This window comes from Mycobacterium shottsii (assembly GCF_010728525.1).
In the GTDB taxonomy this organism is placed as follows: Bacteria; Actinomycetota; Actinomycetes; order Mycobacteriales; family Mycobacteriaceae; genus Mycobacterium; species Mycobacterium marinum.
Window position 1 is genome coordinate 4,474,363 of sequence record NZ_AP022572.1, and the last position, 16,154, is coordinate 4,490,516.

Annotated in this window: 11 protein-coding genes and 5 pseudogenes; 4 read left to right on the forward strand and 12 right to left on the reverse strand. The window is 64.1% G+C overall.

The genetic code is table 11. From position 1 onward, the window contains the following. Positions 1 to 87 precede the first annotated feature (87 nt). Positions 88 to 1,323, forward strand: coding sequence for a protein kinase domain-containing protein (locus tag G6N41_RS20655; RefSeq protein ID WP_172607283.1), 1,236 nt, complete (start codon positions 88 to 90; stop codon positions 1,321 to 1,323). A gap of 107 nt (positions 1,324 to 1,430) precedes the next feature. Here the strand turns inward: G6N41_RS20655 and idsB (G6N41_RS20660) are convergent. The 11 genes and pseudogenes from idsB (G6N41_RS20660) to G6N41_RS20705 form a co-directional block, all read right to left on the reverse strand. Then, a pseudogene (idsB, locus tag G6N41_RS20660) lies at positions 1,431 to 2,436 on the reverse strand (geranylgeranyl diphosphate synthase IdsB). Positions 2,437 to 2,452: 16 nt separating this feature from the next. Then, a complete protein-coding gene (locus G6N41_RS20665; RefSeq protein ID WP_198965525.1) occupies positions 2,453 to 3,619 on the reverse strand; it encodes a hydroxymethylglutaryl-CoA synthase in 1,167 nt (388 codons plus the stop codon). A 45-nt stretch (positions 3,620 to 3,664) separates the two neighbouring features. After that, the gene (locus G6N41_RS20670) at positions 3,665 to 4,720 is read right to left on the reverse strand and encodes a hydroxymethylglutaryl-CoA reductase (RefSeq protein WP_198965526.1); all 1,056 of its coding nucleotides are present in this window, start codon (positions 4,718 to 4,720) and stop codon (positions 3,665 to 3,667) included. 23 nt (positions 4,721 to 4,743) lie between these two features. Further along, positions 4,744 to 5,856, reverse strand: coding sequence for a phosphomevalonate kinase (locus G6N41_RS20675; RefSeq protein WP_198965527.1), 1,113 nt, complete (start codon positions 5,854 to 5,856; stop codon positions 4,744 to 4,746). Continuing rightward, positions 5,853 to 6,863 (reverse strand): diphosphomevalonate decarboxylase, encoded by a 1,011-nt coding sequence (gene mvaD / locus G6N41_RS20680; protein WP_198965528.1) that lies wholly within the window; start codon positions 6,861 to 6,863, stop codon positions 5,853 to 5,855. Before mvaD ends, G6N41_RS20675 begins: the two co-directional genes overlap by 4 nt. Continuing rightward, a complete protein-coding gene (locus tag G6N41_RS28975; RefSeq protein ID WP_231608622.1) occupies positions 6,860 to 7,048 on the reverse strand; it encodes a hypothetical protein in 189 nt (62 codons plus the stop codon). The genes mvaD and G6N41_RS28975 overlap by 4 nt, the downstream gene beginning before the upstream one ends. Beyond that, positions 6,963 to 7,664 carry a mevalonate kinase family protein gene (locus tag G6N41_RS20685; RefSeq protein ID WP_231608623.1) on the reverse strand — a complete coding sequence of 234 codons (702 nt, stop codon included), beginning with the start codon at positions 7,662 to 7,664 and terminating at the stop codon, positions 6,963 to 6,965. The genes G6N41_RS28975 and G6N41_RS20685 overlap by 86 nt, the downstream gene beginning before the upstream one ends. Before the next feature lie 209 nt (positions 7,665 to 7,873). Continuing rightward, positions 7,874 to 8,410 (reverse strand): isopentenyl-diphosphate Delta-isomerase, encoded by a 537-nt coding sequence (gene idi / locus G6N41_RS20690; RefSeq protein ID WP_198965529.1) that lies wholly within the window; start codon positions 8,408 to 8,410, stop codon positions 7,874 to 7,876. Positions 8,411 to 8,592: 182 nt separating this feature from the next. Next, positions 8,593 to 9,630 (reverse strand): geranylgeranyl diphosphate synthase IdsB, encoded by a 1,038-nt coding sequence (gene idsB, locus G6N41_RS20695; RefSeq protein WP_198965530.1) that lies wholly within the window; start codon positions 9,628 to 9,630, stop codon positions 8,593 to 8,595. Positions 9,631 to 10,427: 797 nt separating this feature from the next. Beyond that, positions 10,428 to 11,239 (reverse strand): annotated as a pseudogene (gene istB, locus G6N41_RS20700) (IS21-like element helper ATPase IstB). Further along, positions 11,236 to 11,496, reverse strand: a pseudogene (locus G6N41_RS20705) (IS21 family transposase); the annotation flags it as partial. The pseudogenes istB and G6N41_RS20705, both read right to left, overlap by 4 nt. A 46-nt stretch (positions 11,497 to 11,542) precedes the next feature. On the opposite strand from G6N41_RS20705, the pseudogene G6N41_RS20710 reads away from it, so the two are divergent. Next, positions 11,543 to 12,416, forward strand: a pseudogene (locus tag G6N41_RS20710) (IS5 family transposase). An 11-nt stretch (positions 12,417 to 12,427) separates the two neighbouring features. On the opposite strand, the pseudogene istA reads toward G6N41_RS20710, so the two are convergent. Continuing rightward, positions 12,428 to 13,688 (reverse strand): annotated as a pseudogene (istA, locus tag G6N41_RS20715) (IS21 family transposase); the annotation flags it as partial. Positions 13,689 to 13,825: 137 nt separating this feature from the next. Here istA and G6N41_RS20720 point away from each other — a divergent pair. Together G6N41_RS20720 and G6N41_RS20725 are read left to right on the forward strand one after the other, a co-directional pair. Next, a complete protein-coding gene (locus G6N41_RS20720) occupies positions 13,826 to 14,755 on the forward strand; it encodes a terpene synthase family protein (protein WP_231608624.1) in 930 nt (309 codons plus the stop codon). A gap of 367 nt (positions 14,756 to 15,122) precedes the next feature. Continuing rightward, a complete protein-coding gene (locus tag G6N41_RS20725) occupies positions 15,123 to 16,124 on the forward strand; it encodes a 3-oxoacyl-ACP synthase III family protein (RefSeq protein ID WP_198965531.1) in 1,002 nt (333 codons plus the stop codon). Positions 16,125 to 16,154 lie beyond the last annotated feature (30 nt).

Genomic DNA, 16,154 nt, shown 5'->3' on the forward strand with positions numbered 1-16,154 from the left:
ATTCGCGGCGCAACCTAGGATGGCTCAGTGGCTCGAGCTGAATTCCCCGGCCCCTTCGCAGACCGTGTCGGCCCGCATCGGGGCCGAATTGAAGCAGGGATTGGGGACCAATTGGACGGCGCGCTGTTGGATGGCCGTTACCTGGTCGGGGCCAGGATCGCCAGCGGCGGAACCTCGACGGTCTACCGCGGCCTGGACGTTCGCCTCGATCGCCCGGTCGCGCTGAAGGTGATGGACTCCCGCTATGCGGGCGATCAGCAATTCCTCACCCGCTTTCAGCTCGAGGCCCGCACGGTCGCCCGGCTGAAGAACCCCGGCTTGGTCGCCGTCTACGACCAGGGCTTAGATGCGCGGCATCCATTTCTGGTGATGGAGCTCATCGAAGGCGGCACCCTGCGGGAGCTGCTGAGCGAACGTGGCCCGATGCCGCCCCATGCCGTCGCGGCGGTGCTGCGCCCGGTGCTTGGTGGACTGGCGACCGCGCACCGAGCCGGCTTGGTCCACCGCGACGTCAAGCCGGAGAACATCCTGATCTCCGATGACGGTGACGTGAAAATCGCGGACTTCGGGCTGGTCCGTGCCGTCGCAGCGGCTGGGATCACCTCCACCAGCGTCATTTTGGGCACCGCAGCCTATCTGTCCCCGGAGCAGGTCCGCGACGGCAACGCCGGCCCCCGTAGTGACGTCTACTCCGCCGGCATCCTCACCTACGAACTGCTCACCGGCGCTACGCCGTTCACCGGTGACACGGCGTTGTCCATCGCGTATCAACGACTCGATCATGACGTGCCGCCCGCCAGCGCTGTGATCACGGGCGTTCCAACACAGTTCGATGAATTTGTGGCGTGCGCTACCGCCCGTGACCCGAGTGAACGGTACGCCGACGCGATCGAGATGGCGGCCGATCTGGACGCAATCGTGGAGGAGCTGGCGCTGCCCGAATTCCGGGTGCCGGCACCGCGCAACTCGGCACAGCACCGGTCGGCGGCGCTGCAGCACAGCCGAGTCAACCAACACCGGCCCTTCGAGGCCTCCGCGCAAGTCTCGGCCTCTCCGCACGGCCGCCAGCCGACGCGCGAGCTCCCCCGAGAACCCGAGAATCACAACGAGCCCCCCGGCTCCGACTTCGATGACGAATCCGACGAGTATGAATACGAGCCTGTGTCAGGGCAGTTCGCCGGAATCTCCATGAACGAATTTGCCTGGGCACGACAGCATGCCCGTCGCACCGTGCTGATCTGGGTAGCGGTGGTGCTGGCAATCACCGGGATGGTTGCAGCCGCGGCGTGGACGATCGGCAGCAACTTGAGCGGACTGCTGTAGTCGCGCAACACCACTGAGCGAGTTTCCTACGCCGGCGATCCGCTGACCACCCAACACCGCCTGATCACCTATCGCGACCGATCACCAGTTGCGCCGATCAGATCAGATCAGATCAGATCAGCCGAGCCTAGCTGGTCAGGCAACGCGGCAAGGGCGGCATCCATGAGTTCATCGGCATGCCGCCAGGCTGCCTTGCGCCCCCCTGCGGCTTCGATCAGTTCGCTCGCCCACGCCACATCATTGGCCGTCATCGGCTCCGTAGACCGATACAGCTCAGCCAGTTTGAGCGCCGCCGAGGAGCCGCACTCCAACGCCGCAATCACCGGCAGAGTTTTCTTGCGGCGGGCCAGATCGCTGCCGACCGGCTTGCCGGTGACAGATGGATCTCCCCAAATGCCGACGATGTCGTCGAGGATCTGAAAGGCCAGCCCCAGGTGGTAGCCGAACTCCCGCATCGCCGATACCGTCAACGGATCCGCACCCGCGGTCAGCGCCCCCAGGCTCACAGGCACACCCCATCAATCCCGCGGTCTTCCCGGCTGCCATCCGCAAGTACCCGTCGACCGTTACCCGCTTGGGCGTCTCGAAGTCACCATCATCGACCTGGCCGACACGCAAACCCAGAAACGACGACTCCAACGTCGCGATCGCGGCCATGGCAACCTCGGGCGCCAACATCTCGGCCAATACGCGACTACACAAGACGTGTAGCGCATCTCCGAGCATGATCGCGCTGGTTTCTCCCCAGACCGTCCATACCGTCGCCCTGCCGCGGCGAGTGACATCGCGATCCATCACGTCGTCGTGAACCAGCGAGAAATTGTGCATCAACTCCACCGCCGCCGCCACCGGAGCCGCCGCACTCGCGTCACCGCAAGCGGCGGCTGCCCAGACCACCAAAGCGGCCCGCGTCGCCCGCCCTGACCAACCACCCGTCCCGGATCCGTTGACATCCCACCAGCCCAAGTGATACCCGGCCATGGTTGCCAACGGCTCAGCCAACCAGCCCACGGCTACCCGCATTACCGGATCGCACTCGCGCCGAGCCCGCGACAGCAGTATCCGACCCGCATCCGGTGGCGCATCTGGAACATCGGCCATGCCGAGCGACATCGACCACCTCCTCACATCAGACTGCGCCGTACATCCGTTTGTGCTCGGAGATCGCTGTCAGCCGGAACGGGCGGGAGGTTTCCACCGGCAGGCTGTGGTGGTTGCCGTTGGTGGGCAGCGTGAGGTTGTGCAGTCTGCGATAGTGCTCATAGCTCAGCGGGATTCGCGTTTCCAGCGCTGCGCGGTGCTGATCGGTGCGTAGATGTTGTTGGTATCCGGGAGTGACGGTTCCGGCGAATAGTTCGGCTACACAACCTGATCCGTAGCTCAGCATCGCTATCGGCTGATCTGAGAGGTCGTCCGCTTGATCCAGCAGCGCCGCGAGGGCCAGATACAACGATGCGGTGTAGCTGTTGCCGATCCGCCGGTTGTACTCGACGGTGTTGCCGACCGCCGCCTGGACCGCGGCGTCGCTGGCATCTTCACCGGCTTCTGCGGCCAGTTGTTTGTGTGCCTTGTACGCCATTTTCGTGAACGGTTGGTGGTAGCAGAAAGCCGCGAATTCGCCGAAGGCTCTACCGCCGCTTTCGGTGTAGTCTTTCCACGCGCCCGATGCCGCCTCCATATATGCGGTGACCGAAGCCTTTCCGTCGACCAACGCGGTGCTGCGATAGTTCGGTCTCCAGAAGTCCATGATGTCGGCGGTATAGATTCCGGTGGGCTCCTCCAGCCGCAGCAGCGCGGGGTCTGCCGAAACCAGCATCGCCGCGGCCGCTGCACCTTGGGTGGGCTCGCCCCGGCTGTCGAGGTCGTAGCGGGCCACATCGGCTGCGATGACCAATACCTGCTGGGTCGGGTCGCGGTGTACGAGTGCCAGCGCGAGTTGCAGAGCACCTGTCGCCCCGTAGCAGGCTTGCTTGACTTCGAGTACGCGGGCGCTCGAGGGTAGGCCGAGCAGGGAGCTCACCCAGATTCCCGCCGATTTGGACTGATCGACGCCGGTCTCGGTACCGATGACTATTGTCCGGATCTTTTGGCTGCCATGCCGTTTGATGATCGGGTCGGCGGCCGCGGCGGCCAAAGTGACGATGTCCTCATCTGGTGCGACGATGCTCATCTGCTGTTGGCCCAGACCGACGAGGTATTTGTTCACGTCCACGCCGTGGTGTTCGACCAGGGTTGCGTGGTCGAGTACGTAATGCGCGGTGGCTATTGATAGGTCGTGAATTCCGATCGAGACCATGATGGATGTTCCTTTCCGGTGTTGCGGTTTTGGGGTTGTCTGCTGTTAGGCCGTCGATGGTTTGCGTTCGTATGTGGTGTGCGCGCGCATGAGTTCGCCTGGGTTGGTTTGGGCGGCCATGAGTGACAGTTCGCCGCACAGCACGGTGGCCGCGCAGATTACGGCGAGCCGGCGTGCGTTGGCGCCGGGGGGCCGTTGTTCGCGGCATCCCAGCTGGGCGAGGTTGTCGGTGACGAAGTCCAGGTCTTTACCGTTGCCTACGGTGCCGACGATCAGGTTGGGAATGGTGCAGGAGAAGTACAGATCGCCGTCGCGGTCCTCGGCGTGTGTTACGCCTTGGGAGCCTGCGGTGATGTTGGCGGCGTCTTGGCCGGTGGCGAGGTAGAAGGCCAGCAGCATGTTGGCGTAGTGCGCGTTGGCCGATCGGATGGTACCGGCTTGCAGGGTGCCGATGAGGTTCTTGCGGATGTTGAGCGCGGTGATCGCTGCCGCGCTGGTGTGCAGGTGCTGTTCGACGAGGTCGCGGGGAATCACGATCTCGGTGACCACGTTTTTTCCGCGGCCTAGGATGCCGTTGATCGCGGTCGGCTTTTTGTCGCAGCACATATTGCCCGAGATCGATCCGTATTCCATCTGGGGATAGCGGGTCAGGATATGTGCGATCAGGTGGTCGGCCGCTAGTGTGGCCATGTTGTGGCCGCTGGCGTCGCCGGTGCGGAACTCGAATCGAATGAACAGTAGGTTCGCGGTGATCTGCGGGTGCATTCCGATCAACTCGGCGAAGCGGCTTGTTTGTCCGACAACCGCTGCTAGCTCTGCGAATTCGGTCTGCAGTTGGCGCGCGGTGTTTTTTGCGACGGCGGCATCGGGGGCGATCAGCAGGATCGACCTGGTCATCTTCTCGTCGATCAGGGTTGTGACAATGCCGTTTTCGGTCAGACGGGACAGTTTGGCCCCGCGGCCAACGGACGGCCATACCGGTGATTCATAGGTGGCCAACGGTGCATGGGCGCTGAATTGCCCTTCGCTGCCCGAGATCTTGATGGGCCCCACCCAGCGTAGGGGGACATGCACCGAGAGCTGCTCCTGTTGTGTGGTCATTTGTGGTTACCTCTTTCGGGCTGTTAGAAGGATGTTGTTGTTGGAAGAGCAATATCGGCGGCGTTCACCGTTGGTGGGGCTATGTCGACGTCGAGGGGGCGGATGCCCGCGTGCAGCCAGCCACGGCCAAGCCCGGCCACATCGACGGAACTTCCTGCCAATGCAATCCCGCAGTCGCCACCTCCAGCACCGGAGGGTTTAGCGGCTGCGCCGCTGGTTTCTGCTGCGGCGCACAGCGCGTTGAGCCGCTCAGTAAAGATGCCCATTGCAGTAGCGCGGTCCAACTCGCACAGCAGATTCCGGAACTGACGCACATGCTCGCCGAGTCCCGCGCCAGCGGGCGCAGACCCGCAGCAGGAGGCCGTCGCAGGTGTCAGCAGGCCAATGGCGGCGTCGACACATTCTTCGGAAGACTCGCGGAACCGGCGCACAATCTCGTCGCGGGTTCGGTCGCCGGATGCCAGCCTGCCGATCCGGGCCGTGGTGGCCGCGGGAGCGCCCGTCCACCCGACGAGCAGACGTTCAGGCGGCGGCGCGACCGCGGCGATGACGTGGCCCGGCCATTCGGCGTGAACCGCCGAATGCAGGCCCGCGGCGGCGAGTTCGACGATGGCTTGGCGATCCGGGGAGCGGTAGGACAGCCAGCCTCCGAACACCGCCGCAGCCACGTCAACACCGGAGCCAGAGGTCGTCAGGCGCGCGGTCGCGATCAACGCAAGCCGGAATAAGGTCGTCCGGTCTACCGGGGCGCCCCATGCGGCGGTAACCGCATCAATCACCGCCACGGTGACAGCCCCACTGGAACCTAGGCCCAGCTTCACGCCACGCTCATGCAGCTGCGAGGTGATCGTCAGTCCGACGCCGCGGTCCGGGCAGTCCAGCCACTGGCGCGCGATGGCCACCGCGGATGCGATATGCGGCAGCTGCCGGGCTGCGACGGATCGGTCAGAATCCAAATCCACAGTGCCAGCTATCAGCTCGCTACTGACGGCGACCCCGCCACCGATGCCCAGATCCGCGGCCTGGACAGTGACATAGCGGTCCATCGCAGCGACCAGCGCGCCACAGCCAGGCTCGACGACCGCGAACTCGCCCAGAATGACCAGTTTGCCCGGTGCTTTTCGGATGCTGTTCACCGCGTGGCCTTCTCTACAAGAGCCACCCCGGGCCCCGGATGGGCCACCACCACCGTCTGGACCTGACTCAGCTCCTTCAGCGAGGCCGCGATGAGTGGCGCATCATCGCGCGAGCAGAGCACCTTCACGTTGGGACCGGCGTCCATCGTCAGGTAGGCCGCGATGCCGTCGCCGCCCATCGCGACGACCCGGTCGATTACCTGTAGCGAGGCCGCACTGATGTATCGAACAGCGGGCCGGGCGGCCAGCATGGTGGCGTGCATGCCCATCGCGTTGGCCTCGCCGATCGCACCGGCGCCGTGCAAGTCGCCGGCGGCAAGCGCGGCCTGCATCGCGTGCAGGTCATCACCGCTGGCGTCAGCCCAGGCTCGATACAGCGGAGAAGTCTTGACGGTCTGGCTCATTGCCGCCCGGCTCGAGATCTGCTTGTCCCCGGCCTCGACCACAACGGCCACCAACGCTAGATCAAGCGCGACATCGATTGGCTCGGCATAGGATTGGGCATCACCGTCGGCTCCAATCGCGGCACCGGCGTGCCACACCGAGAACCCGCCGAACACCGAACGACTCGCCGAGCCTGAACCACGACGCGCCAGCCGGGACAGTTCCCGGACATCGGTGTCCAACCCGTAGGCCGCACACGCAGCGGCGGCCAGCGCGGCGAAGCCACTCGCCGATGAGGCCAACCCAGCTCCGGTGGGCCCCGCATTGTGGGTATCAACGATCGCCGGGGCCCGCGACTTCACCCGCACTCGCAGCAGATCCAAGAATTCGGTAACTCGGGTCGAAAAAGCCTCCGGCGCCGGCTTCCCGGCCATCATCACGATATCCGGACCAACTCCACCGCCGGTGGGCCCGACCTCGACGGTGGTCGTAGTCGGGAAGATGTCCAGGGTCATCGACAGGCTCGAGGTCATCGGAAGCATGAACTCTTCGTCGCGCTTGCCCCAGTACTTGATCAGCGCGATGTTGGGATGAGCGACCGCGGTCGCCGCTGCTGCGCTCACGGCGCAACCTCGCGACCCGATGCGCTCGCGGTGAGCCGTCCGGCGAAGGAGTCGAGCGCGACAGCCCAGGTAGCCACCGCGCCGGCCTTGAGCATTGCCTCACCGATGACTTGCGCGTGGACCCAATCGCGGGCAAGTGCGAGCGCGCATCCGCCGCGACCGCTGCCAGTGAGTTTGGCGCCCATTGCGCCACTGGTGTTGGCCGCCTCGATGGAGACCCTCCAGCCGCGGCGTGGACAGGTTCAGCCCGCGGAGCAGGTCGTGGTTGCGAGCCATCGCTGCCCCGAGTGCGGTGAGATCGCCTTGCTGCAGGTCGATGGCCGCGCGACCGACCAGAGCATCGAGTTGCTCGACGAGCCAGTCCCGACGAGCCAAGCCGTCTCTGTCGGCAGTCAAGATTGCCGCGACCTCAGCGACGGAGTCTTTGGTCGCGCTGATCTCGCCGCTGTCAGCCACCACAAACACCCCTACCGGCGCCGGGCTCACCGGCCGGACAGCCCCCCGGTGGAACACAATGGGCCCGTCAGCGCCGGTAGCGGCCGCATCCACCCCACTGGGTGTTCCGTGCGCGGTTCGCTCCCTGGACTGAACCAGCTCATAGATCTGCATGGCGGTCAGCTTGCGCTCGAAAAGGTCGGCAAGCGCCAGCACCACCGCTCGCACCACCGCCGCGCTCGACCCCAACCCACGCCCGCATGGCACGACGTGCGACACCTCGACAACCACGCCTGACGCGACTGCGGCTGGCACGTCGAACCGTTCAGCGAAGTCTGAGAACAGCGACGCCATGTCTAGGCCCATCGACCCCACCGTTGGCTGCCGGACCGGGGTTGGTGCCGGGCCCCGGTGTGCGGTCGCCGTCTCGACCAATATTGGAATCGGAATGGCCAGTGCGGCCGCCCCATGCACCACCAGGTGCTCGCCTAGGACGATCGCTTTCCCGGTCGCCGTTCCCACACCCGATCTCGAACGTGCCTTCATCGCGGGATGACTCACTTGTTGCCCTATCGCTAGTAGATCTCTTGCGTGAACTGGGCGAAAGCGACTCGGGCGGCGCCTAATACGGTGAGGAACCAACCGGAGAAACCATCCGCTTCGAGCAGCTGGGCCAGTTCGGCCGCGGTCACCATGCGCACTTCCGAGACCTCGTCGGGGTCCGGTTGTGGCGGACCCGAGATTCGCCCCACGTACAGGTGGTTGAACTCATGCTCGACCAGACCTGTCTGCGCATCGGCGTGGCGATACGTCACCGTCCCTGCCGGTACGAGTTCGACGTCGAGCCCGAGCTCTTCGCGCACCCGGCGCTGCACGGCCACCCGCGGGCTCTCCCCAGGAAACGGGTGTCCGCAACACGCGTTCGACAGGACTCCTGGCCAGTGATACTTGCCCGCGGCACGGCGCTGCAGTGCCATTCGCCCGGACTCATCAAATAGAAACACCGAGAACGCGCGATGCAGCAGCCCCGGCGCTTCATGCGCAGCGATCTTCTCAGCCACACCCTGCGTGACGCCACCGGCATCAACCAACTCCAACATGATCTCCGGCATTTCAAGCAGTCGTTTCAGCGTGGTCCGGCAAATCCCCGGAAGCAGTTCCCCATCGCCGCATCGTCGCGGCCTACCAAATCGTCAACCGCTACTGAACTGCTGGCCGCTTACCCGACAACCAAGAAGTGCAGCAAGGGGGCCTCTCGGGCCGTTCTGATTTCATTTCGGCTCGGTGTAAGAAGTCACCGGTCGCGGGCAATGACCAATTGCGTCAACGCAATCAGATCTTCTGATCGCGCCGAGTCAGGTAGTGCCGCCAGCGCGGCACCGATGCATTCATCGGCCTGCCGCTCGGCGGCTTTGCGGCCCCCCGCGGTCTCCACCAAGTCGATCGCCTGCCGCACTTCATCGGCTGACATCGGCTCTTCAGCCCCATAAAGCTGCGCCAAGCTAGCCGCCGCCTCCGTACCAGAGCCCAAGGCCGCGACCACCGGAAAAGTCTTCTTGCGGCGGGCCAGATCACTACCGACCGGCTTACCGGTGACATTCGGATCTCCCCAGAGACCCATCACATCATCGACGATCTGGAACGCCAAGCCCAGTTGGAAACCGAACTGATGCATCGCCGTCACCGTGGCAGGATCCGCATTCGCGGCCAACGCCCCTAACGCACAGGAACAACCCATCAATCCCGCCGTCTTGCCGGCCGCCATTTCCAGATAGCCATCAACGCTCACCGACTCGCGTGTCTCAAAGTCACAATCTTCGAACTGGCCATCGCACAAAGTCACACACGAGGATTCCAACCTCATAACGGCGTTCGCCGCAACCTCAGGCTCCAACATCTCAACCAACACACGGCCAGCCAACGCGTGCAACGCATCTCCGAGGACAATCGCATTGGTCTCACCCCACGCCGCCCATACCGTCGCCCTACCCCGGCGAGTGGCATCGCGATCCATCACGTCGTCATGAACCAACGAGAAGTTGTGCATCAACTCCACCGCCGCCGCCACAGGAGCTGCGGCACGCGCATCACCACACGCCGACGCCGCCCCAAACGCCAACGCCGCCCGAATCGACTTGCCAGACGAACCATCTACCGGCACCCCATTGACGTCCCACCAGCCGAGGTGATATCCGGCCATCTTGGCCAACGGCTCACTCAACCACCCCACTGCTGTCCGCAAGACCGGATCGCACTCTTGCCGAGCATTTTTCAGCAGCGCCCGAGCTGCTTTCGGGGTCGCATTGGCAACATTGACCATGCCCAACGACATCGACCAACTCCTCACATCAGAAGAAACCTGTCCGCGAACCACAAGCGGTGACGAGCAGTGTCCGGTACCGGTCTCAACAACTTCTCAATGAGCTGACCTGCGGCGCTCGTTGGACCGCAGAAGCATGTCGATCCGGTAGGGATCAGCCGAATACCCAAGTGCGATCTGGATTTAACATGTACGTAATAGATGTCTGGGTGAGTCGATTGGGACCGACGCCCAGCGCCGCTCGCCCCCCCCGGGACGCATGCCAGCCGCCCCAGATGCGGCCATCGCGGCCGCGGGGCGGAACCCGCAGGCAGGTGCGTTTTGGTACCCATATTCAGGATGCGACGCCGGCGGCGATGAGAGTGCGAGACTTCGTGAAGATGTCGCTCTTGCAGGGATTTAACTCCGCTCAGCCGCTCGCCCGGCCTCGATCACACACGCCCGAAGGGCTCGCCATTCACATCACACCTTGCGACGCCGAAACATCAAGCTGCCCAGCTTGATCACACTCCTTTCGCGGCGAGACACTCCGCCACGGTTCAAGATCCGTTGAGAATCCATTGAGGACGGGCCTGTTCAATCAGCGGCGGAACTTCCCAGTAGCGCAACGGAAATGGACTCCAAGTGAACGTTATTGACATCCCCCAGGTCGACTTGGGTACCGAGGCGACAATCAGCCCCGATGTCGACAACGCAGGGGAACACCTGAAGACATGGTCTCGTGCCACAGGCATCGTCCTCGATGTCAATGGCCAAGTTGAAGTATCCGCTGGTGGCCAGATAGAAGTATCCACCCCGGGCGGTAGTTCCTAGGTTGGTGTGGGTTGCTCCTTCCGGTGCTGGGCGTCCTTCATGCGGTAGGAGTCGCCGTCGGTGATGACGAGGCTGGCGTGGTGTAGCAGGCGGTTGAGGATGCTGACTGCGGTGGTCTGCTCGGGCAGGAACCGGCCCCATTGTTCGAAGGGCCAGTGTGACCCGATGGCCAGGCTGCGGCGTTCGTAGGCGCCGGCGACCAAGCGGAACAGCAGTTGGGTACCGGTGTCATCGAGTGGGGCGAAGCCGAGTTCGTCCAAGATGATCAGGTCGACCCGCAGCAGCGATTCGATGATCTTGCCGACGGTGTTGTCGGCCAGGCCGCGGTAGAGGGTCTCGACGAGATCAGCGGCGGTGAAGTAGCGGACCCTGAGCCCGGCGTGGATCGCCGCGGTCCCCAACCCGATCAGGGTGTGGGATTTGCCGGTGCCGGCCGGGCCGATGATCGCCAGGTTCTGTTGGGCCCGTATCCATTCCAGACTTGACAGGTAGTCGAAAACCTTCGGCGGGATCGACGAGGCGGCCACGTCGAAGGACTCCAACGTTTTCGAGACGGGGAACGCGGCGGCCTTGAGCCGGTTGACGATGTTGGAGGCATCCCGGGCGGCCAGTTCGGTCTCGACGAGCGTGCGCAGCACTTCCTCAGGAGTCCAGCGTTGGGTCTTGGCGGTCAGCAAGACCTCGGTGCGCTGCGCCGCACCGCGGCCAACTTCAACCGCCGCAGCCCGGCATCCAGATCAGCGGCCAGCGGCGGCAACGACGGCGGCGCCACGGGTTCGACGGCAGTCGTTGGTGATGTCGTGGTCATGAGATCACCTCGTCATCGGCTCCGACGGGTCCGATCTTGTAGGCGTCCAGGGAACGCATCGGGGCGACCGGTAGGTCCAGAATCAGCGCATCCCCGGCAGGGCGGGGTTGTGGGGTTCCGGTGCCCGCGGCCAGGATGGAGCGCACGTCGGCGGCCCGGAACCGGCGAAACGCCACCGCCCGGTGCAGCGCCGCGATCAGCGCGTCGGTGCCGTGGGCGGCCCCCAGGGCGAGCAGGATCTCCAGCTCTGCGGCTAGGGCGTGTCTGCTTAATGTGAATGGTGTTTTGGCTGATGCTGTTTGGGTGATGCGGACGCATGCGATTTCTGATGATTTGTGGTCGCTGATCGTGGCGGTGTTGCCTGCGGGGCGGCGGCGTGGCCGGCCGTGGAACGATCATCGACGTACTCTGGAGGGCATTATCTGGCGTTACCGTACGGGATCTCCGTGGTGTGACCTGCCCGAGCACTTCGGTCCCTGGCAATCGGTGGCCGAGAGGCATCTACGCTGGTCGGTCGATGGCATCTACGCGCGGATCTTCGCGGCGATCGCCTCTGACCTCGACGCCGAGGACGCCGACCTGGGCGCACTGTTGTCGGTCGATTCGACCAGTGTGCGCGCCCACCGACACGCAGCCGGAGCGCGCCCCGGGCGCCGCACAGGGGGATCTGTCGAATTACAAGAAATATCTCGATGAGCCCGATGACCACGCCATTGGGCATTCCCGCGGCGGGCTGACTACCAAGATCCACGCCTTGACCGACCAGCTGTGCAGTCCGGTCACCCTGGCACTGTCGGCCGGTCAAGCCAGTGATAATCCGATGCTTTGGCCACTGCTGGCCGCCCGGTGCAGCAACTCATACGCCCCGTATCGCCTGCTGGCGGACAAGGCGAACTCCCATGACTCGACGCGGGCACAGCTGCGCCGGCTCAAGATCGCCCATACCATCCCCGAGCGCAGCGACCAGATCACCCGCCGCAAAGCCAAAGGCCGCAACAGAGGACGGCCTCCGGGGTTCTCAGGCCGAATCTACAAGCACCGCAACACCGTCGAGCGAAGCTTCAACCGGCTCAAACACTGGCGCGCGGTCGCCACCTGCTACGACAAATACGCCCTGACCTACCTCGGCGGTGTCACCCTGGCCGCCATCATCACCTACCACCGCGTCCGCAATTAGCAGACAGGACCTAGTCGGGTGTTGTCGATCGCCGCGGCGCCGACGAGGAATGCCTCGGCGTCCGCGCCGAGGGCGCAGAACTGCTTCTCCACGCTGGTCTTGGGCCGCGGGCCCCGACTCGGTGCCAGCCTTGGCCCGTCGTAGTGCTCATCGAGGATCGACGCTGAGCCTGGGGCGACCAGTTCGTGTTCGGCCACGATCATCCCGGTAGCCGGTTCGACCAGGCAGACCGCGCCGTGATCGACCACCACCGCCACGGTGGTGCCGATCAGCCGGGTGGGTACCGAGTAGCGGGCCGAGCCGTAGCGCACACAGGAGAGTCGGTCGACCTTGCGCAGCACCGTGGGCGCCCGATCTGTAAGCGCAACGATGGAAGTGGTTGCAGTACTTGGCGTTCGGAGACCAACCGTTCGTCGGGAATCGCCTGAATCTCCGAGTGCGCCAGGGCATTGACCTCGTCGCACCACGCCGCCGCAGCGGCGTTGGCGGCCCGGATGTCGATCGGCACGCCGTCGACAGCGGACTGGGTCAGCAGCGGCACCGCCAGGTCGCGTTGGGCATAGCCGCACAGGTTCTCCACGATGCCCTTGGATTGTGGGTCGTTGGCGTGACAGAAGTCCGGGGCGAACCCGTAATGGGTGGCCAGTCGGATGTAATCCGGGGTCGGGACGACCACATTGGCGACTACCCGCCTTTGAGGCAGGCCATCCGATCAGCCAGCACCCACGCCGGGACCCCGCCGATCGCCGACAGGGTTTCGGCGATCAACGCCAGCGTGGTCGAGGCCTTCTGGTCGGCGGCGAAACGCACGAATCGCCACCGGGAGAATGCCAGCACCGCGCAGAACAGGAACAATCCCGGTGCCGCTTGGGCCCAGTCGATCACCAGGTACTGCCCTGGTGACCATACCGCTGGACGGCGCCCGCAGTGATTGGCGCTGCGCCACAACGTCTTCGCCTCGGCAACAAGACGCCGGAAGTTGCGATCCGAGCCTTGGTAGCCTGCGGTGCGGGCGATCGGCAGCAGCCGCTTGGCCGAGATCCGGCCTCCAGATTTCTCGACACGTTCGGCGACCAGCTCGGCCACCGAATCGTAGTTGTGCCCTCGTTCGGCCCGCCGTGCCGGCGGTATGCCGGCCTGGTCGGCCTCGAATTTGTCGATGATCTTCTTGACGGTGCGATGCGTGGTGCCGCACGCGTCGGCGGCGGCCCGGTACGACCCGAGCTGTTGATCGGCAGAAATGATGTCCATGCGGTCCTTCACAGACTTCAATGGAACTCCCCGGTGGTGATGGCCATTGGTTGGCGCCTTCACCGTCACCATCGGGGCCCACAGTTCCTGATCGACACGACGAACACGGGGTGGATACTTTTATCTGGCCAAAACTGGATACCTCGACTTGGCCACCAGTGGCTACTTTTTCATGGCCACGGACACTCGACGGCCCCAACGGTGACGCCTTCGATGCACTCGCGCAGCATCGCCTGGCGGCATGGACCTATCCGGCGGCAACCGGTGCGGAGCTTGATCTGATGGCGGACTGGATCGGTTGGCTCTTTGCCTTCGACGACGTTTTCGATGAATCGATAGACGGCTGCGATCAGGACTTTGCCATTGCGACGGCGGCGGCCACCAACACCGTCTACACCGGGCTGCCCTCAGCACCCCCGAGCCCAGTAGTCAGGCCCTATGTGGTGGCGTTGGAGGATCTTTGGGAGCGGACCACCCAGGGCATGCCGGCGTACTGGTGCAGACGACTGGCCAACGACATGGTCGATTACGTCAACTCCTACCGAAGCCATGCCCTGATCAACGCATCACGCATTGCGCTCGACGAACAGTCATATCGAGCCCACCGGCTGATCTCCAGCGCAGTATTCATCACGCTCGACCTCGGCGAAGCCGCCGCTAGACGTGCCCTATCGGAGTCGCTGTTGGTGCACCCATACATACGGGCCGCTCGCGAAGCCGCCAACAACATCGTGTCCTGGAGCAACGACCTCTACTCCGCGCCCAAAGAGCTCAGTCTGGGCGACCTGTGCAACTACGTCGCCGTCCTGCAGTCTCAGGGTGATCTCACGACTGCGCAAGCAGCCGACCGGGTCAGTCAGTACCTGCACGAGGAGATCGCGCGCTTCGATCAAACCAAACAGCTCATCCACACCCACCTCATCCCACGCCTGCCAACCGAAGATCAACAAGGCGTGATCTCCATGCTGGATACCTGCAGCAACTGGATAACCGGCAACGTGGCGTGGTCATTGGAGACCGCACGCTACGCATCGCGCGCCATCGACATGGAGCGCGAAAAGGAAGTGTTCGGGGACTTGCGAACCTAGGACTCGCATTAACTCCCAGGGGCTGCGGCGAACATCAGCACACGAAAAGGCGCGGCCGTGAGCGAAAAGAAACTGGCGACTGTTGGTTCAGCCGGGTAGTTCACGGCCGGCGTCTTGGCCGCGGTCGTCCGCAGGACAACACCAAAATCCAAGACCCCAAATCAACTCGACCACAACTGCATCCACGGTGACCGGGCCAGCGCCATCCACACGCTGTCAACGGTCACCCATTCGACACTGATCTCGCAATAACTTCCACAACAATTTCCTGGAGGAGATCATGGAGCACCGTCCCGAATGCTGCTGTGGTTGCGCGCTCGCACAAATGCCTGCTCCCCCAGAGGAATCTGTGCCCTTACCGCCAACAGTGGGCATACTAGGCACCGTCGCATTCGTACCGCCGCGCGTCGTCACCAACAAGCAGGCAGGTGCCAGCGCCGGCATCGACGATGCCTGGATATTCGCCCGAACTGCGATCCGGACCCGACGCTGGGCCGACCCGCAGCAGGCCACCTCGGATCTGGCCGTCCAGGCCGCCGAACAGGCCCTCGCCAACGCCGCAATCAACGCCGGGCAGCTCGGAGCGGTCATCGTCTCGACCTCCACACCCGACCAACCCCAGCCACCCACGGCCGCCTTTGTCCAAAATGCGCTGCACGCCAACAGCGCATACGCCTTCGACACCAATGCGGTGTGTAGCGGGTTCCTGTTCGCCATCAACACCGCACACGCGCTGGCCCAACGTGACAGCATCCACGTGCTGGTCATCGGAGCAGACGTCTACTCACGCATCCTTGACCCCACCGATCGAAAAACGGTCTGCCTGTTCGGTGACGGCGCCGGTGCTGTGGTGGTCGGACCCACCACAGCCAGCTCGAGGCACCTGCGCATCGTCGACACCGAACTGCACACATTCACCCAGCACATCAACCTGATCGGGGTGCCCGGCGGCGGCAGCCGCCAGCCCCTGACCACTGCTACTCTCGACGCGGGACAGCACTACTTCCACATGGACGGTCGAGGCGTCCGCGACTTCGTCACCACCACGGTCCCGGAGCAAGTCCGCAAATTCTTGGCGCGACATCACCTCGCTGTCGAGGACATCGACCACCTGGTGATGCACCAAGCCAATGGCCGCATGCTCGATGAGATCTACTCGCTACTGGACCTGCGTAACGCCACATGCCACCAAACCATCGACCGATTCGGCAACACCGGTTCGGCATCGATCCCCATCACCCTGCACCACGCCTACCCCGAGCTGCACGGCAATATCCTGTGCATCGGTTTCGGAGGGGGGATGGCCGCCGGTATCACGCTGCTGGCCGCGGTGTCGGGCAGCGCGGGTGATGTGGGCGCTCACAAGTAGCGCGCGCTGCGCCACCGGACCGCCCCCGAC

Coding starts and splice junctions, on each gene's coding strand:
- G6N41_RS20665 (WP_198965525.1), bottom strand. CDS start 3,619: ATGGTCTCGATCGGAATTCACGACCTATCAATAGCCACCGCGCATTAC.
- G6N41_RS20670 (WP_198965526.1), bottom strand. CDS start 4,720: ATGACCACACAACAGGAGCAGCTCTCGGTGCATGTCCCCCTACGCTGG.
- G6N41_RS28975 (WP_231608622.1), bottom strand. CDS start 7,048: ATGGGCGCCAAACTCACTGGCAGCGGTCGCGGCGGATGCGCGCTCGCA.
- G6N41_RS20685 (WP_231608623.1), bottom strand. CDS start 7,664: ATGGGCCTAGACATGGCGTCGCTGTTCTCAGACTTCGCTGAACGGTTC.
- idi (WP_198965529.1), bottom strand. CDS start 8,410: ATGCCGGAGATCATGTTGGAGTTGGTTGATGCCGGTGGCGTCACGCAG.
- idsB (WP_198965530.1), bottom strand. CDS start 9,630: ATGTCGTTGGGCATGGTCAATGTTGCCAATGCGACCCCGAAAGCAGCT.